General features: G+C 65.1%; 29 protein-coding genes. 11 read left to right on the plus strand and 18 right to left on the minus strand.

Going from position 1 to position 21,790, the window contains the following annotated elements; genetic code table 11:
* Positions 1 to 836: 836 nt before the first annotated feature.
* The 3 genes from clpP to CHB69_RS15940 all read left to right on the plus strand — a co-directional run bounded on the left by clpP (position 837) and on the right by CHB69_RS15940 (position 5,717).
* Positions 837 to 1,487 carry an ATP-dependent Clp endopeptidase proteolytic subunit ClpP gene (clpP, locus tag CHB69_RS15930; protein ID WP_089217010.1) on the plus strand — a complete coding sequence of 217 codons (651 nt, stop codon included), beginning with the start codon at positions 837 to 839 and terminating at the stop codon, positions 1,485 to 1,487.
* A gap of 212 nt (positions 1,488 to 1,699) precedes the next feature.
* Positions 1,700 to 2,971, plus strand: a complete 1,272-nt coding sequence (clpX, locus tag CHB69_RS15935; protein WP_089216936.1) for an ATP-dependent Clp protease ATP-binding subunit ClpX — start codon at positions 1,700 to 1,702, stop codon at positions 2,969 to 2,971.
* Between the two features lie 271 nt (positions 2,972 to 3,242).
* Positions 3,243 to 5,717: a TonB-dependent receptor gene (locus CHB69_RS15940; RefSeq protein WP_089216937.1), complete on the plus strand. Its 2,475-nt coding sequence runs from the start codon at positions 3,243 to 3,245 to the stop codon at positions 5,715 to 5,717.
* Here CHB69_RS15940 and CHB69_RS20235 read toward each other — a convergent pair.
* The 12 genes from CHB69_RS20235 to CHB69_RS19835 all read right to left on the minus strand — a co-directional run bounded on the left by CHB69_RS20235 (position 5,666) and on the right by CHB69_RS19835 (position 10,143).
* Entirely contained in the window at positions 5,666 to 5,881 is a 216-nt protein-coding gene (locus CHB69_RS20235; RefSeq protein WP_170935601.1) for a hypothetical protein, read from the minus strand. The two genes, CHB69_RS15940 and CHB69_RS20235, sit on opposite strands and share 52 nt — an antisense overlap.
* Positions 5,882 to 5,958: 77 nt before the next feature.
* Positions 5,959 to 6,369: a SufE family protein gene (locus CHB69_RS15945; RefSeq protein WP_089216938.1), complete on the minus strand. Its 411-nt coding sequence runs from the start codon at positions 6,367 to 6,369 to the stop codon at positions 5,959 to 5,961.
* Between the two features lie 138 nt (positions 6,370 to 6,507).
* Positions 6,508 to 6,762 (minus strand): hypothetical protein, encoded by a 255-nt coding sequence (locus CHB69_RS15950; RefSeq protein ID WP_170935602.1) that lies wholly within the window; start codon positions 6,760 to 6,762, stop codon positions 6,508 to 6,510.
* A 24-nt stretch (positions 6,763 to 6,786) separates the two neighbouring features.
* On the minus strand, positions 6,787 to 7,062 hold the full coding sequence (locus CHB69_RS15955; RefSeq protein ID WP_089216939.1) for a hypothetical protein: 276 nt from the start codon (positions 7,060 to 7,062) through the stop codon (positions 6,787 to 6,789).
* Positions 7,063 to 7,094: 32 nt separating this feature from the next.
* Complete coding sequence (locus tag CHB69_RS15960) at positions 7,095 to 7,343, minus strand: hypothetical protein (RefSeq protein ID WP_089216940.1); 249 nt, start codon at positions 7,341 to 7,343, stop codon at positions 7,095 to 7,097.
* Between the two features lie 23 nt (positions 7,344 to 7,366).
* Positions 7,367 to 7,639, minus strand: a complete 273-nt coding sequence (locus tag CHB69_RS15965; protein WP_089216941.1) for a hypothetical protein — start codon at positions 7,637 to 7,639, stop codon at positions 7,367 to 7,369.
* Between the two features lie 11 nt (positions 7,640 to 7,650).
* Complete coding sequence (locus CHB69_RS15970; RefSeq protein WP_089216942.1) at positions 7,651 to 7,971, minus strand: hypothetical protein; 321 nt, start codon at positions 7,969 to 7,971, stop codon at positions 7,651 to 7,653.
* A gap of 16 nt (positions 7,972 to 7,987) precedes the next feature.
* Complete coding sequence (locus tag CHB69_RS15975; RefSeq protein ID WP_089216943.1) at positions 7,988 to 8,287, minus strand: hypothetical protein; 300 nt, start codon at positions 8,285 to 8,287, stop codon at positions 7,988 to 7,990.
* Positions 8,288 to 8,331: 44 nt separating this feature from the next.
* A complete protein-coding gene (pspC, locus tag CHB69_RS15980; protein ID WP_089216944.1) occupies positions 8,332 to 8,712 on the minus strand; it encodes an envelope stress response membrane protein PspC in 381 nt (126 codons plus the stop codon).
* 1 nt (position 8,713) lies between these two features.
* Complete coding sequence (pspB, locus tag CHB69_RS15985; protein WP_089216945.1) at positions 8,714 to 8,989, minus strand: envelope stress response membrane protein PspB; 276 nt, start codon at positions 8,987 to 8,989, stop codon at positions 8,714 to 8,716.
* A gap of 12 nt (positions 8,990 to 9,001) precedes the next feature.
* On the minus strand, positions 9,002 to 9,664 hold the full coding sequence (gene pspA, locus CHB69_RS15990) for a phage shock protein PspA (protein WP_089216946.1): 663 nt from the start codon (positions 9,662 to 9,664) through the stop codon (positions 9,002 to 9,004).
* A 104-nt stretch (positions 9,665 to 9,768) separates the two neighbouring features.
* Positions 9,769 to 10,143 (minus strand): hypothetical protein, encoded by a 375-nt coding sequence (locus CHB69_RS19835; protein WP_141134015.1) that lies wholly within the window; start codon positions 10,141 to 10,143, stop codon positions 9,769 to 9,771.
* Between CHB69_RS19835 and pspF the strand changes: the two genes are divergently transcribed.
* Positions 10,121 to 11,140 carry a phage shock protein operon transcriptional activator gene (gene pspF, locus CHB69_RS15995; protein WP_089216947.1) on the plus strand — a complete coding sequence of 340 codons (1,020 nt, stop codon included), beginning with the start codon at positions 10,121 to 10,123 and terminating at the stop codon, positions 11,138 to 11,140. The genes CHB69_RS19835 and pspF overlap by 23 nt on opposite strands.
* 45 nt (positions 11,141 to 11,185) lie before the next feature.
* On the opposite strand, the gene CHB69_RS16000 is transcribed toward pspF, so the two are convergent.
* The gene (locus CHB69_RS16000; protein ID WP_245836874.1) at positions 11,186 to 11,707 is read right to left on the minus strand and encodes a hypothetical protein; all 522 of its coding nucleotides are present in this window, start codon (positions 11,705 to 11,707) and stop codon (positions 11,186 to 11,188) included.
* Between the two features lie 226 nt (positions 11,708 to 11,933).
* Between CHB69_RS16000 and rplU the strand changes: the two genes are divergently transcribed.
* From rplU to CHB69_RS16015, 3 genes are all read left to right on the plus strand, one after another.
* Complete coding sequence (gene rplU / locus CHB69_RS16005) at positions 11,934 to 12,422, plus strand: 50S ribosomal protein L21 (protein ID WP_089216948.1); 489 nt, start codon at positions 11,934 to 11,936, stop codon at positions 12,420 to 12,422.
* A 44-nt stretch (positions 12,423 to 12,466) separates the two neighbouring features.
* The gene (rpmA, locus tag CHB69_RS16010) at positions 12,467 to 12,736 is read left to right on the plus strand and encodes a 50S ribosomal protein L27 (protein ID WP_089216949.1); all 270 of its coding nucleotides are present in this window, start codon (positions 12,467 to 12,469) and stop codon (positions 12,734 to 12,736) included.
* Positions 12,737 to 12,976: 240 nt separating this feature from the next.
* The gene (locus CHB69_RS16015; protein ID WP_089216950.1) at positions 12,977 to 13,588 is read left to right on the plus strand and encodes a GNAT family N-acetyltransferase; all 612 of its coding nucleotides are present in this window, start codon (positions 12,977 to 12,979) and stop codon (positions 13,586 to 13,588) included.
* A 47-nt stretch (positions 13,589 to 13,635) separates the two neighbouring features.
* On the opposite strand, the gene sdhA is transcribed toward CHB69_RS16015, so the two are convergent.
* The 5 genes from sdhA to ald all read right to left on the minus strand — a co-directional run bounded on the left by sdhA (position 13,636) and on the right by ald (position 17,968).
* Positions 13,636 to 15,438 (minus strand): succinate dehydrogenase flavoprotein subunit, encoded by a 1,803-nt coding sequence (gene sdhA, locus CHB69_RS16020; RefSeq protein WP_089216951.1) that lies wholly within the window; start codon positions 15,436 to 15,438, stop codon positions 13,636 to 13,638.
* Positions 15,435 to 15,827 (minus strand): succinate dehydrogenase, hydrophobic membrane anchor protein, encoded by a 393-nt coding sequence (gene sdhD, locus CHB69_RS16025; RefSeq protein ID WP_089216952.1) that lies wholly within the window; start codon positions 15,825 to 15,827, stop codon positions 15,435 to 15,437. Before sdhD ends, sdhA begins: the two co-directional genes overlap by 4 nt.
* A complete protein-coding gene (sdhC, locus tag CHB69_RS16030) occupies positions 15,820 to 16,263 on the minus strand; it encodes a succinate dehydrogenase, cytochrome b556 subunit (RefSeq protein WP_089216953.1) in 444 nt (147 codons plus the stop codon). Before sdhC ends, sdhD begins: the two co-directional genes overlap by 8 nt.
* A gap of 324 nt (positions 16,264 to 16,587) precedes the next feature.
* Positions 16,588 to 16,830: a hypothetical protein gene (locus CHB69_RS16035; protein WP_089216954.1), complete on the minus strand. Its 243-nt coding sequence runs from the start codon at positions 16,828 to 16,830 to the stop codon at positions 16,588 to 16,590.
* Between the two features lie 22 nt (positions 16,831 to 16,852).
* Positions 16,853 to 17,968 carry an alanine dehydrogenase gene (gene ald, locus CHB69_RS16040; protein ID WP_089216955.1) on the minus strand — a complete coding sequence of 372 codons (1,116 nt, stop codon included), beginning with the start codon at positions 17,966 to 17,968 and terminating at the stop codon, positions 16,853 to 16,855.
* A 156-nt stretch (positions 17,969 to 18,124) separates the two neighbouring features.
* Here ald and CHB69_RS16045 point away from each other — a divergent pair, with 156 nt between their 5' ends.
* From CHB69_RS16045 to CHB69_RS16060, 4 genes are all read left to right on the plus strand, one after another.
* Positions 18,125 to 18,589 carry an Lrp/AsnC family transcriptional regulator gene (locus tag CHB69_RS16045; protein WP_170935603.1) on the plus strand — a complete coding sequence of 155 codons (465 nt, stop codon included), beginning with the start codon at positions 18,125 to 18,127 and terminating at the stop codon, positions 18,587 to 18,589.
* A gap of 121 nt (positions 18,590 to 18,710) precedes the next feature.
* Entirely contained in the window at positions 18,711 to 20,063 is a 1,353-nt protein-coding gene (locus CHB69_RS16050) for a methyl-accepting chemotaxis protein (RefSeq protein WP_089216956.1), read from the plus strand.
* Between the two features lie 39 nt (positions 20,064 to 20,102).
* On the plus strand, positions 20,103 to 20,795 hold the full coding sequence (locus tag CHB69_RS16055) for an SDR family NAD(P)-dependent oxidoreductase (protein ID WP_089216957.1): 693 nt from the start codon (positions 20,103 to 20,105) through the stop codon (positions 20,793 to 20,795).
* Positions 20,796 to 20,798: 3 nt separating this feature from the next.
* Positions 20,799 to 21,770: a 50S ribosomal protein L11 methyltransferase gene (locus tag CHB69_RS16060; protein ID WP_089216958.1), complete on the plus strand. Its 972-nt coding sequence runs from the start codon at positions 20,799 to 20,801 to the stop codon at positions 21,768 to 21,770.
* Positions 21,771 to 21,790: the final 20 nt, after the last annotated feature.

Raw genomic sequence — 21,790 nt, forward strand, 5'->3', positions numbered from 1 at the left:
GGCAATCGAACAGCGCTCCTCAAGCGATAAATGACGGTATCTCGACATGGCACCACCTGCTTGAGGTGTTGCACTTCGTTTGTGAACTCAGGGGGGTCCATGACTTCGGCGCTGCTGTGGATCCCGGATCAAGTCCGGGATGACGAAAGGACTATCTGTATATCTGGGTGATCCCCGGTGAAGGCCGGGGTCCATGCGTCAGGCGCAGCGCTTTCGCGCTGGACCCCGGCCTTCGCCGGGGATCACCTTATGATGCCACCGCGGGAACGGCTGCTTCCACCCCAAATAGGACGATCGCTGCCGATTTTGGCCGGAATGACCGCTTGCGGGCGGTAGCGGGCGTAATAAGCCCCTCCCCTTTAGAGGAGGGGTTGGGGGTGGTGGCGCGCGATAGCGCGCAAGACGTCTAGCACCACCCCGCTGCGACTAAGCCAGCAAGCTGGCAAGTCTCGCTGCCCCTCCTCTAAAGAGGAGGGGTTTGGTCGAATGACAGCAAACCACCCCAAATCGGCCACCGCCATCAAATAAGGCTTTCCTACATTATCCCGCTGTGCCAGCCTTCATCTGGCTTTTTCGACGGAGAGTGCCCAGCGCGTCGAACACACCCAAAGATCGAGATCACAGGACGCACAAGGCTGAACTTTCCTGAACTTCGAGATAAAAGGTCGCCGGTCTTCGGCTTTGCCATTGCCGCCGGCATCGACGTCCCTTTCCCGAACTGTTGAACCCGTTTTGCCCCCTTGAAACACTTTACCTTGGCGCCGATGTAAGGCAGCGGAGGGGCCAGCCCGCCGGTTCTCGGCAGGGCGCCCCCGATAATGAAGGACGAAATTCCAATGATCGACCCGCTCGCCGCCCTGGTTCCCGTCGTCGTCGAACAGACGAGCCGCGGCGAACGCAGCTTCGACATCTTCTCGCGCCTGCTGCGCGAGCGGATCGTCTTCGTGACGGGCGAGGTCGAGGACCAGATGGCGTCGCTGATCGTCGCGCAGCTGCTGTTCCTCGAATCGGAAAATCCGAAGAAGGACATTTACATGTACATCAACTCGCCGGGCGGAGTCGTCACGGCGGGCATGGCGATCCACGACACGATGCAATATATCCGCCCGCGCGTCGGGACGGTGTGCATCGGGCAGGCGGCGTCGATGGGCAGCTTCCTGCTCGCCGCGGGCGAGCCCGGAATGCGCGTCGCGCTGACCAATGCGCGCATCATGGTTCACCAGCCCTCGGGCGGTGCGCGCGGCATGGCGTCGGATATCGAGATTCAGGCGAAGGAAATCCTGCGCATCCGCAAGCGGATGAACGATCTCTACGTCCAATACACGGGCAAGTCGCTGAAAGAGATCGAAAAGGCGATGGACCGCGACACCTTCCTCGAAGCCGACGAAGCCAAGGCGTTCGGCCTCGTCGATCATGTCTACGACCGCCGCCCCGGCATGCCCGACGCCGAGGCCGCGAGCGAACAGAGCGAAGGGCCGACGCCCTGAGTCCCGATTCGGGACCGACCGACAAGCTCCCGCCAACCGCATTTCTTGAGGCACTATTGGCGCCGCGGTGCCAGGCGGGACATTGCGCCCATGTCACCCAATTGCCATATTGTAATTGGAGGCACCGGGGCTAGGATATCAGGCGACGCGATCAGCGGGGATCGCGTCAGTACCGGCCGCGCGGGGATTCGCACGGTCCGAAAAGGAATGTTATGACCAAGCTCTCTGGCTCCGACAGCAAGAGCACCCTCTATTGCTCCTTCTGCGGCAAGTCGCAGCATGAGGTCCGCAAGCTGATTGCCGGGCCGACCGTGTTCATCTGCGATGAATGCGTCGAGCTGTGCAACGACATCATCCGCGAGGAGATCAAGGGCGGCGTCGCCGCGCGCAAGGACGGCGCAGTGCCGACCCCGCTCGAAATCTGCCAGCATCTCGACGCCTATGTGATCGGCCAGAACACCGCGAAGCGCGTGCTGTCGGTCGCGGTGCATAATCATTACAAGCGGCTCGCCAACTCGGGCCGCGGCGACGATGTCGAACTGGCGAAGTCGAACATCCTGCTCGTCGGCCCGACCGGCAGCGGCAAGACCCTGCTCGCGCAGACGCTCGCGCGTTTCCTCGACGTGCCCTTCACCATGGCCGACGCGACGACGCTGACCGAAGCAGGCTATGTCGGCGAGGATGTCGAGAACATTATCCTGAAGCTGCTTCAGGCGTCCGACTATAATGTCGAAAAGGCGCAGCGCGGCATCGTCTATATCGACGAGATCGACAAGATCAGCCGCAAGGCCGAAAATCCCTCGATCACGCGCGACGTGTCGGGCGAAGGCGTGCAGCAGGCGCTGCTCAAGCTGATGGAGGGCACGACCGCCTCCGTCCCGCCGCAGGGCGGCCGCAAGCATCCGCAGCAGGAATTTCTGCAGGTCGACACGACGAACATCCTGTTCATCGCGGGCGGCGCCTTCGCCGGCCTCGAAAAGATCATCGGCGACCGCCTGCAGGGCAAGTCGATCGGCTTCGGCGCGCATGTCGCCGGTCCCGACGAACGCCGCGCGGGCGAAGTGCTCAAGCAGATCGAGCCCGAGGATCTCCTCAAATTCGGCCTCATCCCCGAATTCGTCGGCCGCCTGCCCGTCATCGCGACGCTCGAGGACCTCGACGTCGATGCGCTGGTCAAGATTCTCGGCGAGCCGAAGAACGCGCTGGTGAAGCAGTATAAGAAGCTGTTCGATCTCGAAGAGGTCGCGCTGACCTTCACCGACGACGCGCTCGTCGCGGTCGCCAAAAAGGCGATCGAACGCAAGACCGGCGCGCGCGGCCTGCGCTCGATCGTCGAGGCGATCCTGCTCGACACGATGTTCGACCTGCCCGACCTGTCGGACGTGGTCGAAATCGTCGTCGACAAGGACGTCGTCGAAGGACGCAAGCAGCCGGTGCGTGTCTATGCCGACAAGGCGAAAGAGGCCGCGGGCGACGCAGCCTGAGTCGCGGCGCGCCCCGGCGCGCCGCCACCTTTTCATGTTGCATTGCAGCAACAGTGACGGGAAAAAATCCCCTGCCGCGCGCGGCTGACTGCCGCTGAACCACGCAAAAGCGTCGTTTCCAACTCCAGGTGGACCCCCTCCGCCCCCCTCCCCTTGCATTGTCACAATTGCTGTCACAATCGTGCCACACGCGAGGCTCAGGGGCGCTCGCAGGTGACGCGTGCCGCAAGTCGCACGCCGCCGTTAAGCCACCAAAAGGGGACACCCAGTCATGAAATTCCGCCATATTCTCGCAGCGAGCGCCGCGACGCTTCCCGTTGCACTGCTCTCGACGCCTGCCTTCGCGCAGTCGACCGGTTCGGTCGATTTCGAAAACGACATCGTCGTCACCGGATCGCGCACTACCGATGTCGGCGGCATCCAGTCGCCCGACACGTCGAAGGCGAAGTCGGTGCTCGGTCAGGAAATCATCGCGCGCCAGAATCCCGGCCAGACGATCCTCGACACGATCAACCTCGTCCCCGGTGTCGTCTTCACCAACAACGACGCTTATGGTTCGTCGGGTGGCCAGCTCACGATCCGCGGCTTTTCTGAAGACCGTATCAGCCTGACCTTCGACGGCGTTCCGCTTAATGACTCGGGCAACTACGCCATCTATTCGAACCAGCAACTTGATCCCGAACTGATCGAACAGGTCAACGTCAACCTCGGCACCACCGACGTCGACAGCCCGACGGCGGCCGCCACCGGTTCGACCGTCAACTATCGCACCATGGTCCCGACCGAAGATTTCGGCGTCAGGGTCTCGGGTTCGGCGGGCGAATATAAATTCTTCCGTATCTTCGGCCTGATCAACACGGGCGTCTTCACGCCCTTCGGCACGCGCGCCTTCTTCTCGGCAAGCCATGCGGAGAATGATAACCCGTTCAACAATTATGGCGTCATCGACAAGCAGCAGTACAACGCCCGCATCTATCAGCCGATCGGCGAGGACGGCGACTTCGTGTCGATCGCGGGACACTATAACCAGAACCGCAACAACTTCTTCGGCTCGGTTAGCCTCCGCAACGACCGCGACGTCCCGAGCGGCTTTCCGCAGTCGAAGGACGAGCGCGAATATGACATCAACTATCCATGCACCGTCAGCACCGAAGCGACGCCTGGTGAAGCCGACCTCACCAACGGCTGCGGCACCGAATTCGACCGTCGCTACAATCCGTCGAACACCGGCAACATCCGCGGCGCGTCGCGCTTCACGCTGAGCGACGGCATCACGTTGACCGTCGACCCGAGCTATCAATATGTGAAGGCCAATGGTGGCGGCACGGTCAACGCTCGCGAACGGCTCAACAACGGCCTGACCGGCTATATGGGCGGTCGTCCCTATTTCGGCATGGACCTCAACGGCGACGGTGACCTGCTCGACGAAGTCACGATGCTCGCACCGAGCCAGACGCATACCGATCGCTACGGCGTGATCGCCAACCTGCGCTGGGACATCAACGACGAGCATAGCGTGCGTATCGGCTATACTTGGGACCGCGCGCGTCACCGTCAGACCGGTCAGGTCGGGCTGTTGCAATATAATGGCGAACCGTTCGACGTCTTCCCGATCAACGACCCGCAAGTCGACGCATCGGGCGCAGTGCTTCAGAAGCGCGACCGCCTGTCGTTCGCGATCTTGAACCAGGTTTCAGGTGAATATCGCGGCGAGTTCTTCGACGGCGGGCTCATTGCGACGCTCGGCATCCGCGCGCCCTTCTTCAAGCGCGAGCTCAACAACTATTGCTTCACGACCAGCGACACCGGCTTCGTCGACTGCTTCGGCAAGGACGATCCGCGCAACGCCGTCTATGCCGCCGCCAACCCGGACGTTCAGGGTCCGCAGCGCCGCGTGCTGAAATATGACGACGTGCTGCCGAACGTCGGCCTGCTGTTCAAGGCGAGCAACCAGATGTCGGTCTTCGCCAATTATTCGAAGGGCCTGCAGGTTCCGGGCACCGACGCGCTCTATAATGCGTTCTTCTTCGCGCCCGACACGGATTCGGCGCGCCCCGAACCCGAGACGACTGACAACTTCGACCTCGGCGTCCGCTATCGCACCAGCACGGTGCAGGCGCAGCTTTCGGGCTGGTTCACCAAATATAACAATCGCCTGGCCTCGGCCTATGACCCGGTGACCGACCGCAACCTCTATCGCAACCTTGGCCGCGTCGACAAATATGGCATCGACGGCAGCGTCGCATGGCAACCGATTCAGCAGCTGTCGCTCTATGTCTTCGGTTCCTATCTGAAATCGGAGATCAAGGACGATGTGCAGTCGGGTGTGGACGACGACGGGAATCCCGTCTTCCTTCCGACCAAAGGCAAGCGTGAATCGGGTGCTCCCGCCTATACGTTCGGCGGTTCGGCGCGTGGCACGCTGGGTCCGGTCGAGCTGGGCGTCACCGCCAAGCGCACCGGCGGTCGCTATATCTACGACACTAACCTGCCGATCGTGTTCGACGGGACCGAAGTCTATGGCGCCAAGACACCGGCTTACTGGCTCGTCAATCTCGACGCGCGCGTGAATCTGGAGTTTCTGGGGCTCAACGATCAGACCTTCTTGCAGCTCAACGTCTATAATCTGTTCGACCAGCTCTATATCGGCAGATATACGACGTCGCTGTCGCAAGGGTCGTCGGCGCCGTTCGTTCAGATCGGCGCGCCGCGCACCGTCAGCGGGACGCTGTCGGTCGCTTTCTGATCGATCGCGAGACGATAAATCGGGCGCGGAAGGCAACTTCCGCGCCCTTTTTTGTGGTCATCCAGCAAACTGATCTGGCGGCTTCGGGGTGGGGAACTGACGTTCGCCTGCTCTCTTTCGTCATTCCGGACTGGATCCAGGATCCACAGCAGCGCCGAAGTCATGGACCCCGGATCAAGTCGGGGATGACGATGATCAATGGGGCAGCAATCGGTCGTTTGCCGACGTCGGGGCTCGCTTGCTATCCCGCAGTAATCCGCCGCGCCGTGTCCTGGACCAGCGCGATCATGTTCGGCACCCCCTGCGTGCGGTTCGAGGAGAGCTGGCGCGTCAGGTCGAAGGGGGCGAGGCGGGCGGCGATGTCCATCTTGGCGACCTCCGCTGCGGGCTGGTCCTGCACCGCGCTCAGCACCAGCGCCACGATGCCCTTGGTGATCGCCGCATTGCTGTCGGCGAGGAAGTGGAGGCGGCCGCCCGCCTGCGGCACCGGATAGACCCACACGCTCGCCGAACAGCCCGCTACCCGCGTCGCGTCGGTCTTGAGCGCGTCGGGCATCGGCTCGAGGCTGCGGCCGAGTTCGATCAGCAGGCGATAGCGATCGTCGCCGTCGAGAAAGTCATATTCTTCGAAAATATCGTCGAGACTGCGCATGGCGCGGCAGTGGCAGATTCGACATGCGGTTTAAAGAGAAACCGTCGCCCCCGCGCAGGCGGGGGCCGCTGGAGGTTTACGCAACGCCGCCGGGCAAGGCCGCCGGCGGCCCCCGCCTGCGCGGGGGCGACGTCATAGTTAAAGATCGACCCCCGCCGCGATCGCTTCCAGCTTGCGCAGCCGTTCCTTCAGATCGGCGATCTCGATGCGCGAGCCCGCGTGCGGGACCGCGGGGTCCTGCGCCGGGCCGTGCCCCGCCGCGAGTTCCTCGCGCTTCAGCTGAATCCAGTCGCGCCAGCCGCGCAGCGCGACCAGACTGACGATGGTCAGCGCGGAGAGTGCGATCGCTGCGGTGACCAGATTGGTGGCAAGGTCGGACGTCATGGTGCCCATGGATCGGCTCCTTCTTCGTCGCTTTTACGGGAGGGACCGGTCGCGCAGCTTCTCGATCTCTTCGTCGAGGCTGACGGCGCGGTTATTGTCGGTGGCGATGCGTTCGAGCACCTGGATGCGCTCTTTGAGGGCGCGGATCTCCGCCTGCAGCGCCTTGGTCTCGGCATCGTCGCGCGGGGTAATATCGGGGCCATAGCCGCTGTCACGGCCGCGGTGGCCATGCACGCCATATTTCGCCCGGATGATGCTGCCGATCGTCACGATGAGGACGATGCCGATGACCATTTCAAAGGGGTTCATGGGGAGGGATCCTTTCGTGTCTTTCGTATCTGTCAGTTGAGCGGCGCGTCGCGCAGCTTGTCGATTTCGTCGGCAACGTCGATGCCACGATCGGTGACGATGCGTTCGAGAACGCGCACGCGTGCTTCGAGCTTTTCGGTCTGCGTCGCATATTGCGCCGCCTTTTCGGCGGTCATCTCCGACTGTTTCTCGATCATCCGCTGCTGATGCTTCGACCACACGATGAAGCCGGTCAGGATGAAGGGAGCGAGCGGGATCAGGATCCAGATTTCGTCACCCATGGGTCTTCTCCAAATCTTTTCCGTCAGTTGAGCGGCGCGTCGCGCAGCTTTTCGATCTCGTCCGCGACCTCGAGGCCGCGATCGGTGACGATGCGTTCGAGGACGCGCATCCGCTGCTCGAGCCGTTCGGTGTGCGCAGCATATTGCGCGGCCTTTTCGGCGGTCTCGTTGCTGATCGCCTCGAGCTGCTTTTCCTTGAACTTCAAGTGGCGCTTGTACATGTCGCCGCCCACGCCGAGGATCACCGGGATGCCGACCACGATGAAGAAGAAGCCCAGAATGAAATATTCGTTCATCGGTTCGCTCCTCAGTTCGCCGGGCGCCGCAGCGCCTCGATTTCGCTCGCTACCCGGTGGCTCTCATCGGTGACGATGCGCTCGACCACCGCGAGGCGATCCTTGACCGAGCCGAGCTCGGCGCGCAGCTGCGCATTTTCCTGGCTGATCAGCTTGACGCGCTCCATCGCCTCGTCGCTCGTCTTCGGATAGATCGCCTGGCCCCAGGCGCCGTCGAGCGGATAGCCGTTCTTGATCCGGAGCCAGGTCGTGAAGACCCAGCCGCCGATCGCGACCACGCCGACGATCGTGACGATGGGGGCGATCGCACTGATGATTTCAATGGCTTCCATGTGCAAATCCTCTCTCTCAGCGCAGCCGGTCGATCTGGTCGGCGAGCTGCGCCGCTTGTCCATTGGTGTCGGTCGCGATGCGTTCGAGCACCGAAATGCGTTCCTCGAGCCGGACAATCTTGTCGGCGAGCTTGGCATTATCGCCTTCCAGCAGCGCGATTTTTCGATCGGCGTCGGGGGTGGTTCGATGAACCGTCTCGCCCCATTCATTCTCGACCGGATAGCCATGCTTGGCGCGCATCCACGTCGTCACCATCCAGCCGACCATCGACATGCCGATGATGACGAGGACGAAGGACGGACTACCCCAACTCATTGCTCATTCTCCCTGTTGCCCGCCCGCTCGAAACCGGTTCCTGCTCAGCGCAGCGCGTCGATTTCGTCGGCGAGACGGCGGTTGTGGCTGGTATAATATTGCTCGATGTCGGCAAGCCGGCGGTCGATGTCGCGGAAGCGCGAGCGGATGTCGCGGGTCGAAGCGCTGGGGTTCGACCGCACGCCCTGCCAGAATTTAGCCTCCTCCTGCGTCGCATAGAGCGCAAAGGGCTTGGGCGTGGCCATCCAGGCGACGAGCCAATAGGCGATCAGCGTCCAGGGGAAGCCGCCCATCAGGGTGAGCAGCACCGCGCCGACCCGGACCCACAGCGCGTCGATGCCGCTATAGTCCGCGATCCCCGCACAGACGCCGCTCCATTTGGCGTTCTGCTTGTCGAGATAGAATTTGGTGCGGCTGGCAGACATCTCAGTTCCTCCTGTTCATATTCTCGAGCTGCGCCAGATCCTCATCGCTGCGCACCGCGGGGCGGAAATCGGGATGGTCGGCGCTGATGATGCGTTCGACGGTATGAAGACGATTCTCGAGCCGGCGAGCCGTATCGTAAAGTTCGTCGAGCAGTTGCTCATCCTCTCCGGTCAGCGTCTTGGCCTGCTTCCACTTGGTGATATAGTGGAGGATCAGCCAGGGCAGACCGAGGAAGAGCGTGCCGATGACGATCGGGACAATGATGACTTCTTCCATCGGTCCGGTTCCTTATTTCTTGCCCTGCGCGGCCTTCAGCGCGGCGAGCTCGTCGGCGACCTTGTCGGCGGCCTGCAGCTCGGCGATCTCTTCGTCGAGCGACTTCTTGTAGCCGAGGCCAAGCGCTTCGGCGCGGCCTTCTGCCTCGTCGACGCGGCGCTCGAGGATCTCGAAGCGCGAGAAAGCATCCTCGACGCGGTCGCCGTTCGTCATTTCGCGCAGCCTGTAGCGGTTTTCGGCGCTTTCGAGGCGGTTGACGATACCCGACTGGCGCGCGCGCGCTTCGCTCAGCTTCTTTTGCAGCTTGGCGATATCGGCCTCATAGCCCTTGAGCGCGTCGTCGAGCACCGCGATTTCGGCCTTCAGCTTCTCGGCCATGTCGCCCGCCTTCTGCTTTTCGACGAGCGCGGCGGTGGCGAGATCCTCGCGGTCCTTCGACAGCGCGAGCTCGGCCTTTTCCTTCCAGCTGTCCTGAAGGCTTTCGAGCTTGGCGATATGGCGGCGCATCTCCTTCTGGTCCGCGATGGTGCGGGCCGCGGAGGCGCGAACCTCGACCAGCGTCTCGTTCATCTCGAAAATGATCTGGCGGATCATCTTTTCGGGATCTTCCGCCCGGTCGAGCAAATCGGTGACGTTGGCGGCGATGATGTCGCGGGTTCGAGAAAAAATACCCATTTTGCTAACTCCTGATCGAATTCTTTTTTAGAGACCCAGTAACGGTTGATGAATGCTGGTGCCGGGGCGGGGCAAGGGGGAGAGTGCCCCGGCACCAGTGCCGGTCAGGCCATCGGGCCGACCGCCGGGGAAGCCGCAGCGATCACCGAAACCATGCCGACCGAGTGTCCGGCGTGGCTGACGGCGATCTGAGGATGGTCGATCACGCCGACGAGAATGGCCAGCGCTCCCGCCGCGCTGAGCGCAAATGTGGCGGCCTGGGCAAACATCGTCTTCATGGCTTCAACCTTCCCTGTTCTGACTGCGCCGGCGCGCCATTGCGCCGGTTCGCACCAATCTTTGCAGGGACCGTGCCAATTGCCGGAAAGCCCCGAAAATGGCGCAACTTCACGCCGGATTCGCCTTGCTCGCCGATTTTTCTTGCCAATCAGCGGGAAATATTGCCAATGATTGGGAATGGAGCGCGAAACGCAGTTCATCGGCCAGTCGGCGGCTTTTCAGGATGCGGTCGATCGCGCGAGCCAGGCCGCGGCGCTCGACCGCCCCGTGCTGGTCATCGGCGAGCGCGGCACCGGCAAGGAACTGATCGCGGAGCGCCTCCACCGCCTGTCGGCGCGCTGGGACAAGCCCTATGTCATCATGAACTGCGCCGCGATGCCCGAAACGCTGATCGAGGCCGAATTGTTCGGGCACGAGGCGGGCGCCTTCACCGGTGCGACGCGCAGCCGCGCAGGGCGCTTCGAGGAGGCCGACGGCGGCACCCTGTTTCTCGACGAGCTCGCGACCATGTCGATGGCGGCGCAGGAGCGCCTCTTGCGCGCGGTCGAATATGGCGAGGTCACGCGCGTCGGCGCCTCGCGCCCGATCCGCGTCGACGTGCGCATCGTCGCGGCGACCAACGAGCATCTGCCCGCGCTGGTCGAGGCGAACAGCTTCCGCGCCGACCTGCTCGACCGCCTGTCGTTCGAGGTGATCACCCTGCCCCCGCTTCGCGCGCGCGAGGGGGACATCGAAGTGCTCGCGACCTATTTCGGGCAGCGCATGGCGGCGGTGCTCGGCTGGGAGGAATGGCCGGGCTTCGGCCCGCGCGCGCTTGCGGCGATGGAGGGGCACGACTGGCCGGGGAATGTCCGCGAGCTCAGGAATGTGATCGAGCGCGCCATCTATCGCTGGGCCGACCCCGAAAAGCCGGTCGATGCGCTGACCTTCGATCCGTTCGCGAGCCCGTGGCAACCGGTCGCGAGCAAGGCGGCGGTGAAGGCCGAGGCGCCGGCGCAGCCGGGCGATTCCGCGCCCGCCGCCACGCCGCCGGCCGGGACGGTGAACGACCTGCGCGCCGCGGTTGACGGCTATGAACGGCAGATTCTCGCCGACACCATGGCGCGCTGCCGCTATAATCAGAAGGTCGCCGCCGAAGCGCTCGGCCTCAGCTACGATCAGATCCGGCACGCGCTGAAGAAGCATGGGTTGAACTGACAAGGTCGCCCCCGCGAAGGCGGGGCGACGGCTATAGCGAACGCCCTATTCTTCCGGCAATTGCGCCTGCAGCGCATCGACCACCGCGCGCTGGGTCGCATCCATGTCGGCGAGCCGGTCGCGCAGCGCGTAGATGTCGGGCAGGCCGTCGACCTGCTCCTCGACGCTGCGGTCGATATAGAGGCGGTCGATGTCGGCGAGCGCGACGGTCAGCGGCGCGCGCGTCGATTGCAGGCGCGAGATCGCCTGCTGCGCGACGACCCAGCGCTCGCTGCCCACGCTCGCGCCGACGCCTTCCGACACGAGCGCGGCGGTGCCGTCGCGTTCGGCGGCAAATGCTTGCTGCGCCTGCGTCGCATCCGATTCCCAGCGCGCGAGGCGGCCGGCAAGGTCAGTCGGCAGCGGCCCCGGCGGCTCGGCGATCACCGCGGGCGGCGCAACGTCGAAACGGCCCTCGACCGGGCGCGGGGCGAGCGACGGCGCGCCCGTCTGCTGCGCCGATGCACAGCCCGAAAGCGGCAGCAGGGCGGCGGCAAGAAGCGGCATCAGGAGGCGGGTGCGCATCATCGCCGTCTCTGATATGGTCGCTTTACCGGTCCAGCAAGGTCGAATCGGGTAAAGACCGCGCGCCGGCGCGAACGACGGCAAAACCGCAAAAAACCCCGAAATATGCGGTTGACAGCCCCGCCGTTCACCGCTAGTGGCGCTGACTTTCCCGCATGCCGGAAAAATCGCCTGCTTCGGCGGGTGACTGGTAGCGCGGCCGTTTTAGTTTCTGATTGGATGGAAGACCATGTTCGCAATCGTGCGCACGGGCGGCAAACAATATCGCGTCGCCGCTGGAGACAAGATCGCCGTTGAAAAGATCGACGGCGAAGCGGGCGACACCGTGTCGCTGGGCGACGTCCTGCTGGCCGGCGACGGCGGCGAAGTGAAGGACGCGAAGGGCCTGACCGTCTCGGCCGAGATCATCGCGCAGACCCGCGGCGAAAAGGTCATCGTCTTCAAGAAGCGCCGCCGGCACAATTATCGCCGCCGCAACGGCCATCGCCAGTCGCTGACGCTGCTGCGCATCACCGCGATCGGCGATGCCAAGAAGGCCGCGCCGAAGAAGGAAGCCGCCCCCAAGGCCGAAGCGGCTCCGGCTGCCGAAGCGAAGGCTGCACCCGCCAAGAAGGAAGCCGCGCCCAAGAAGGCCGCTGCTCCGAAGGCGGAAGCCGCCGACAAGGCCCCCGCGAAGAAGCCCGCTGCCAAGAAGGCGGCCCCCAAGAAGGACGCCTGAGCGCGCTCGTCCGCGGCTCGGCAACAGATTAAGGAGTATCGGTCATGGCACATAAGAAAGCAGGCGGTTCCTCGCGCAACGGTCGCGACTCAGCCGGCCGCCGCCTTGGCGTGAAGAAGTTCGGCGGTCAGGACGTGATCGGCGGCAACATCATCGTGCGCCAGCGCGGGACCAAGGTCTATCCGGGCGTCAACGTCGGCATGGGCAAGGACCACACGCTGTTCGCGACCGCGGACGGCCGCGTCCGATTCCACGACGGCAAGCTCGGCCGCAAATATGTGTCGGTCGACGCCATGGCGGACGCCGCCGAATAAGGGACGACCCGGTCGGGGTCGTCCACCAGGGACGACCCGGAGCCGCCCTTTCCGCCCCAAGCGGAAACCAGGTTCGAAAAGAGGGAGACGGGTCGCCCCCGGTCTCCCTTTTTTCTTGTACGTTTGCCCGCCGGGCGGGCGGACGCGAAAACGGGGCCATCCATCTCCCTCGCACATCGCCTGTCGTCAAAGCGTCACCATCTGGCGCCAACGGCAACAGGCAAATGGGAGTGAAAAGAGATGTTTGCGCGTACCGAAAGACTGTTGCTGCGGCCCGGCTGGCAGGAAGACGCCCCCGCCCTCGCGCGGGCGATCGGCGACGAGATGATCGTGCGCAACCTGTCGCGCGCACCCTGGCCCTATGACGAGGCGCATGCGCGCGCCTTCCTCGGCGGCTGGACCGAAGGGAACCCGAGCCGCTTTCTGATGATCCAGCGCACCGCCAGCGCGCCGCGGCTGATCGGCTGCATCGGCATGGACCGGATGGAGAGCGGCGACGTCGAACTCGGCTATTGGGTCGCGCGGCCCTATTGGGGACTCGGCTATGCGACCGAGGCGGGCCGCCACATGATCGACCTCGCGCGCACGCTCGGCATCCGCCGCCTCGTCGCATCGCACTTCACCGACAATCCGGCGTCGGGTGCGGTGCTGCGCAAGCTCGGCTTCCGGCCCACCGGCCGCCACCCCGAACGCGCGAGCCTCGGCCGCAGCCAGACGGCGCCGACGATCGAATATGCGCGCGAGATCGCGGCGCCAGGCAATGACGGCGACGGGGAGGACAGCCCCGTCGCCATGCCCGGCCTTCGCTGGCCCGATACGTTGCGCGAAGACTGGCGCCTCGCGGCGGCGTAGGAGACGGGCGGCATGATGCGCTGATGCGCCTTGCCTGTTTTCCGATATCAGTAAACGCGCGCCTTCGGCTTGATATATTCGGCGTCGTCGGTGAGCGTATATTCGTGGACCGGGCGATAGTCGATCTTGACGCCGCCGCCCTTGCCGCCCCAGCCGTCGAACCAGCTGACCGTGTGCTTCATCCAGTTCGCATCGTCGCGATCGGGGAAATCCTCGTGCGCGTGGGCGCCGCGGCTTTCCTTGCGGTTGTGCGCCGAGTGCATCGTCACCACCGCCTGCGCGATCAGATTGTCGAGCTCCAAGGTCTCGACGAGGTCGGTGTTCCAGATCAGGCTGCGGTCGGTGACGTGGATGTCCTGCATCCGCGCGTAGGTCTTGGCGAGCTTTTCCTTGCCCTCGGCCATCAGCTCATCGGTGCGGAACACCGCGGCGTGCTGCGACATGGCGCGCTGCATCTCGGTACGGATTTCCGCGGTCGGCGAACCGCCGCTGGCATTGCGGAAATGGTCGAGGCGGCCGAGCGCGAGGTCGGCGCTGTCCTTGGGCAGCGCGTCCTGCGCGGCGCCGGGTTTCACCAGTTCCTTGAGGCGATGTCCGGTCGCGCGGCCGAAGACGACGAGGTCGATCAGGCTGTTCGAGCCGAGGCGGTTCGCGCCGTGGACCGACACGCACGCCGCCTCGCCGACCGCGAACAGGCCGGGGAGCACGGTGTCGGGGCCGTCCTTGCCGAGCGTGACGACCTCGCCATGATAGTTGGTCGGGATGCCGCCCATATTATAATGGACCGTCGGCACCACGGGGAGCGGCTGGCGCGTCAGGTCGACGCCCGCGAAAATCTTGCCGCTTTCGGTGATGCCGGGCAGGCGTTCGGCGAGCACCTTCGGGTCGATATGGTCGAGGTGCAGGAAGATATGGTCCTTGTGCGGGCCGACGCCGCGGCCTTCGCGGATTTCGAGCGCCATCGAGCGCGAGACGACGTCGCGCGACGCGAGATCCTTCGCCGACGGGGCATAGCGCTCCATGAAGCGCTCGCCTTCGCTGTTGGTGAGATAGCCGCCCTCGCCGCGCGCGCCTTCGGTGATGAGCACGCCCGCGCCGTAAATGCCGGTCGGGTGGAACTGGACGAATTCCATGTCCTGGAGCGGCAGGCCGGCGCGCAGCACCATGCCGCCGCCGTCGCCGGTGCAGGTGTGCGCCGAGGTCGCGGTGAAATAGGTGCGGCCGTAGCCGCCCGTCGCGAGCACGACGGCCTGCGACCGGAAACGATGGATGCTGCCGTCCTCGAGGCACAGCGCGATCACGCCGCGGCACACGCCATTTTCCATGATCAGGTCGAGCGCGAAATATTCGATGAAGAAGTCCGCGTCATATTTCAGCGACTGCTGATAGAGCGCGTGGAGCATCGCGTGGCCGGTGCGGTCGGCCGCGGCGCAGGTGCGCTGCACCGGCGGGCCTTCGCCCATATTCTGCATATGGCCGCCGAATGGGCGCTGATAGATGGTGCCGTCCTGGTTGCGGCTGAACGGCACGCCGGCATGTTCGAGCTCGTAAACCGCCTGCGGCGCTTCGCGCACCATATATTCGATCGCGTCCTGGTCGCCGAGCCAGTCCGACCCCTTGACGGTGTCGTACATGTGCCAGGTCCAGTGGTCGGGCGAATTGTTGCCGAGCGAGGCCGCGATGCCGCCCTGCGCCGCGACGGTGTGGCTGCGCGTCGGGAACACCTTGGTGATGCATGCGGTCTTCAGCCCCGCCTCGGCACTGCCCATCGTCGCGCGCAGGCCCGATCCCCCGGCGCCGACGACGACGGTGTCATAAGTGTGGTCGATAATCTTGTAGGCGTCGGTCATGCCGCGGATCCCCCGGCGAAAGCGATACGGGCGATGGCGAAGATGCCGTAGGCGGCGGCGCCGATCGCATAGAAATTCAGGACGACGATGGCGAAGAGGCGCGCCGCCTCGCCATGCACATAATCCTCGATCATCACCTGCAGCCCGAGGCGCAGGTGCCAGAAGACGCTGACCACCATCAGGATCAGCGCGAGCGCGACGGTCGGGTTCGCGGCCCAGCGCAGCACCGCGCCATGATCGCCGAGCGGCAGGCGCAGGAGCGACACGAAGAACCAGACGACGAGCAAGACGTTGCCGAGCGCGGTCAGGCGTTGCTGGAGCCAGTGGCCGGTGCCGTGGTGCGAGGCGCCGAGCCCGCGCACGCGGCCGAGACGCGTACCATTACCCATTGAGCGCCTCCTTCGCGATGTAGAGCCAGGTTGCCGCGGTCGCGAGGATCGCGCCGACGAAGACCAGCGTCGACCAGAGCCGGTTGATCTTGAGCTCATAGCCCGCGCCGGTGTCGAGCACCAAATGGCGAAGGCCCGAGAAGAGATGCTGGAAAAAGGCCCAGGTCAGGCCGACGAGCACGACCTTGCCGAGAATATTGGTTACCCGATGCACCGTACCCGCGTCGGGATCGTGCCAGACGCACGCGACGAAGGCGGCGTAGGCATCGGGGCCGGCGGCGAGCGCGCCGAGCCACCAGAGGAACATCAGCGCGCCGACGATGGCAAGCCCGTCGCCCGTGATGCGGTGGAAGATCGAGACCGCCATCGACGGCGCCCATTTATACACCCCGAGGTGCGGTGAGAGCGGCCGTGCGCTCGGTTGCTTGCCAGCCATATCAGCCCCGTATCTTATGACTCTATCCGGTCGATGGAGCGCCGGTTAAGCCTTCCCGCGGCGATATGCAATTGCTTAGGCGCCGAGGCAGGCAAGATTTAGCGGTTGGCGGGGATCGGCCGACAGCGGGCATAAATCCTCCCCTCCCGCTTGCGGGAGGGGTCGGGGGCGGGCAGCGACGGCACAGAGGCCCACCCCGCTGCGGCTAGCGAGCAAGCTCGCGAGCCTCACTGCCCCTCCCGCAGGCGGGAGGGGAGGTTCGTGCCGTATCCCAACGTCCGCTCCCACCCCGAAGCAGCCGCGAAGGTGTCAGCCCCCGCGCGGCTACTTCCGATCGCGGCCTGCATAGAGCAGCGCCGCGAGCACCGCGGCCGAGCCGATGCCGATTCCCGCGGCGGCGGCGGTCTTCCATCCGATCCGCTTGCCGCGGCGGCCATCGGCGGCTTCGGTTTCCTCGGCCGCCTGTTCCTGCTGCTTGCGTTCGCGGACCGCGCGCAGCACTTCATTCTCTTCGCCCGCATCTGCTGCCGTCAGCGGTTCATGATCGTCGTTCGTCTCAAGGGTCATTTTGGAAACTCGGGTCCTCCTGTCAGGCGAGTGCCTGTTCGACAGGCACATAATCGGTTCCGACGGCTTCGGCTACGGCCTCGAACGTAACCTTCCCATTCCAAACGTTCAGTCCGTGCGAAAGATGCACGTCACGCCGCAGCGCCTCTTTCCAGCCGAGGTCGGCGATGCGCAGCGCGTGCGGCAGGGTGACATTGTTGAGCGCATAGGTGCTGGTGCGCGCCACCGCGCCGGGCATGTTCGCGACCGCATAGTGGACGATCCCGTCGACGACATAGGTGGGGGCATCGTGCGTCGTCGGGTGGCTCGTCTCGAAACAGCCACCCTGGTCGATCGCGACGTCGACGAGCACCGATCCGGGGCGCATCGTCTTCAGCATCTCGCGGCTGACGAGCTTCGGCGCTTCGGCGCCCGGGATCAGCACCGCGCCGATGACGAGATCGGCCTCGGCGACGCATTGGGCGAGGTTCGCGCGGTTCGAAAAGCGCGTCTTCGCCCGCGATTCGAAGAAGGTGCCGACGCGCTCGAGCACTTCGGGGTCGCGGTCGAGGATCGTCACGTCGGCGCCGAGCCCGGTCGCCATCTGTGCCGCGTTGAAACCGACAACGCCGCCGCCGATGATCGTGACCTTGCCTGGCGCGACCCCGGGAACCCCGCCGAGCAATACGCCGAGCCCGCCATGCGCCTTTTCGAGCGCGGTCGCCCCCGCCTGGATCGACATGCGCCCCGCGACCTGGCTCATCGGCTTCAAGAGCGGCAGGCCGCCGTGCGGGCTGGTGACGGTTTCATAGGCGATGCACACCGCGCCCGATTTCATCAGGTCGCGCGTCTGATCAGGATCGGGCGCGAGGTGGAGATAGGTGTAGAGGATCTGGCCCTCGCGCAGCATCGCGCGCTCGTTCGCCTGCGGCTCCTTGACCTTCACCACCATGTCGCAATTGGCGAAGATGTCGGCGGGCGTGGCGACGATCTCAGCCCCCGCGTCGCGATACAGTTGATCGTGCGCAGCGATGCCTTCGCCGGCGCCGGTCTCCACCAGCACCCGATGCCCGTGCGCGACAAGTTCGCGCACGCTTTCGGGGGTCAGCCCGACGCGATATTCGTGATTCTTGATTTCCTTCGGCGTGCCGATGATCATGATCGCTCTCCACTAACGCTACGTCGGGCGCCAATTTCCGGTTCCCGAAGCCTTTGGCGAACCATAACAGCAAGGCCGTGCGAGGTGCTTGCATATTTTCGCCTGCTGTCACAGGATCACGCACAAATTATGCAAGATAAGAAGAATTGACGCCAAATGATCGACCGAATCGACGTCAAACTGCTCGAGCTCCTGCAACGCGACGGCCCGAAACCGGCGGTCGAGCTCGGCGACGCGGTCGGACTGTCGCCCTCGGCGTGCCACCGCCGCATCCGCGCGCTCGAGGCGGCGGGGATCATCGCCGGCTATGCCGCGCGGCTCGATCCCGAGCGGATCGGGCTGGGGCTCGACGTGTTCGTCGACATCACGCTGACGTCGCAGAGCGAGGAGGCGCTGACCGCGTTCGAAAGCGCGGTGATGCGCTTCGACGAGATCCTCGAATGCCAGCTCCTGTCGGGAGCGGCGGACTATCGCCTGCGCGTCGCAGCACGCAGCGTCGCCGATTTCGACCGGCTGCACCGCCACTGCCTGTCGCGGCTGCCCGGCGTCGCCGCGATGCACAGCGCCTTTGCGCTGCGCACGATCAAGGGTTTCGAAGGCTATCCGGTGCGCGCGGCCTGAGATTCCACCGCGCAGTTAACGACGAATTTACCCTTATCGCATCATATCCCGTTGACCAATTTCGCGGACGCAGGCGGGCGAGAGAAATCGCGCGTTCCAAAGTGGCCCAGGGGACAGGATCATGGTGAAGGATAATCCCATTCATAAGCAGCAGATCGATCCGGTGCTGATGGCCGATCGCTTTCCCTTTTATGACCTCGACGGGCGGCTCGCCGCCGACGCCGCGGAGATCCACAGGATCACCGAAGGCCATGACGAGGAAATGGGCCGCGCCTATTGGGATGCGTTCAACGCCCTTCCCTCGAACGAGCGCAAGGTCGAGGGCGAACTTTACAACAGCTATGTTCAGGGCAGCGCCAAGCATATGCGCGTCAAATATGCCGACGCGGCAGGGCAGGACGCAGCGACGATCGCCTGCCAGAACACGCATATGGCGCTGCGCGTCGGCGTTCCGCTCGCGTCGGTCCTCTCCTGCATCGCCGAATGCCAGCGGCTCACGATCCACTATGTCGTCGAAGCCTGCGCGGGCGATGCCGCACGCATCGTGCGGCTGACGAGCGCGGTGAACCGGCTCGCGCTGCTCGAGATGGACATCATGCAAAGCTATGCCGAAAAGCTCGAACGCGCCGCCGTGTCGCGCGAGCGGCAGGCGCTCGCAGGCGATTTCGACCGCTCGATCGCATCGCTGGTGCAGGACACCGACGGGGTGCGCCAGCAGCTCGCCAGCCAGGCCGACGCCGCCGACATCGCCGCCAAGGGCATGATCGCCAAGACGAGCGAAGTGGCCGCGGCCTCCGAGCAGTCGGCGATCGCGATGCGCGAGGCGGCCTCGACCGCCGCCGGGCTGATCCGCGCGATCGAGGACGCACGCGGCGAGGTCGAGGCCTCGGCGAGCGTCGCGACGCGCGCCTCCGAACAGGCGGGCGAAGCCGTCGCCATGTCCGAAGCGCTGTCGCGCCATGCCGAATCGATCGAATCGATCCTGGGCCTGATCCGCGAGATCGCGGGCCAGACGAACCTGCTCGCGCTCAACGCCACGATCGAAGCGGCGCGCGCCGGCGAATCGGGCCGCGGTTTCGCCGTGGTCGCGCAGGAGGTGAAGAGCCTCGCCAACGAAACCGCGCGCGCGACCGACGACATCGCGGGCAAGATCGCCGCGATCCAGCAGGCGACCAAGGGCACAGTGACCGCCAACCAGTCGATCCGCGAAACGATCACCGAGGTGCAGCAGTCGGCGCAGCGCATCCGCGACGCGATGGACGCGCAGGCGCAGACGGTCACCTCGATCACCGCCGCGGTAGACGAAACCGCGCTCGCGGCCGATTCGATGTCGTCGACGATCGCCAGCATCCGTAACGATTCGGGCATGGTCGCGAGCGAGATCAGCGTGCTCAGCGAGAAATTCGCCAGGATGGGCGAGCGGCTCCAGTCGCTCGAACAGGCCGCGAGCGAGTTCAGCCGCCGGGTGGCGTGACGCTTTGAATATGGCGATGGTCCCGCTAAACGCGGGGCCATGACCACGCATATCCTGATCACCGGCGCGAGCCGCGGGATCGGCGCCGCCGCCGCCGATGCCCTCGCGCACCGGAACCATCGCATCGTCGCGCTGTCGAGCGCCGACGGCGACCTCGGCCAGCCCGACGAACCCGCGCGGCTGTGGGCCGAGAGCCTCGACCGGCTCGACGGGCGCGTCGACGTGCTGGTGAACAATGCCGGAGTGTTCGAGGCAAACCCGATCGAGGCGGCCGGCGACGTCTGGCTCGAAAGCTGGAACCGGACGCTGCAGATCAACCTGACCGCCGCGGCGTCGCTGTGCCGCCTCGCGGTGCTGCACTGGCAGCAGACAGGGCTCGGCGGGCGCATCGTCAATGTCGCGAGCCGCGCCGCCTATCGCGGCGACAGTCCGGCGCACTGGCATTATGCGGCGGCAAAGGCGGGCATGGTCGCGATGACCAAGACGATCGCGCGCGGCTATGCCAAGGACGATATTCTGGCCTTCGCCATCTGTCCCGGCTTCACGATGACCGGCATGGCCGAAGATTATCTCGCGAGCCGCGGCGGCGACAAATTGCTCGCCGACATTCCGCTGGGCCGCGTCGCAATACCGGCCGAGATCGCCGAAATGATCCGCTGGTGCGCGCTCGACGCGCCGCCGTCGATGACCGGCGCGGTGCTCGACGCCAATGGCGCGAGCTATGTCCGCTGACCGATGAGCTGGATCGTCTCCCTTCCCTGCACCCGCGACGAAGCCGAGGCGCTGTCGGGCGAGATCCCCGAACTCGACGCGCTGGCCGCGCCGCCGGTGGTGGTCACGCGCGAGATCGACGAGGAGGCGGGGACGTGGCAGCTCGACGCCTATGTCGACGATAAGCCCGGCGCCGACCTGCTGGCGCTGTTGAAATCGCTGGTGCCGAGCGCCACAGGCGTCGCACCGCAAGTCGAGGCGCTTCCAGAAGCGGATTGGGTGACGCTGAGCCAGCAAGGCCTCGAACCCGTGCGCGCCGGGCGCTTCTTCGTCCATACGAGCAGCTATGCCGACGCGGTGCCGGCGGGCACGACGCCGTTCCTGATCGACGCGAGCCAGGCGTTCGGCACCGGCGGGCACGACACGACCGCGGGATGCCTCGCGATGCTCGACCGGCTAGCAGCGACCGGCGCGAGCCCGCGCAATATCGCCGACATCGGCACCGGAACGGGGCTGCTCGCCTTCGCCGCGCTGTCGCTATGGCCGCGTGCGCGGGCGATCGCGTCGGACATCGACCCGGCGAGCATTTCCGTGACGCGCGAGAATGCCGCGATCAACGGCGTCGCGCTCGGGCGGTCGGGCGGCCAGCTGGCGCTCGCCGTCGCGCCGGGCACCGATCATCCGGCGATCCGGCACCGCGCGCCCTATGATCTTGTCGTCGCCAATATCCTCGCCGGGCCGCTGATCACCCTTGCCCCCGACATCGCGGCGGCGACCGCGCCGGGCGGTCACGCGATCCTTGCGGGGCTGATCGCGCGGCAGATGGAGCCCGTATTCGCCGCCTATCGCGCGCAGGGCTTTCGCCTCGCCGCGCGCGGGGGAAGCGCCGAATGGCCATGCCTGCTGCTCACCAAGCGGCGGCGCTATGGCTATCGGCGCAAGGAACGCGCCTTTCACCGCGCGAACCCGGCCGACGCGACCTTCGGAAGCTGGTAGGCGCGAGCGGCCAACCCGCT

It is taken from the genome of Sphingopyxis indica, assembly GCF_900188185.1.
GTDB classification, from domain to species: Bacteria; Pseudomonadota; Alphaproteobacteria; order Sphingomonadales; family Sphingomonadaceae; genus Sphingopyxis; species Sphingopyxis indica.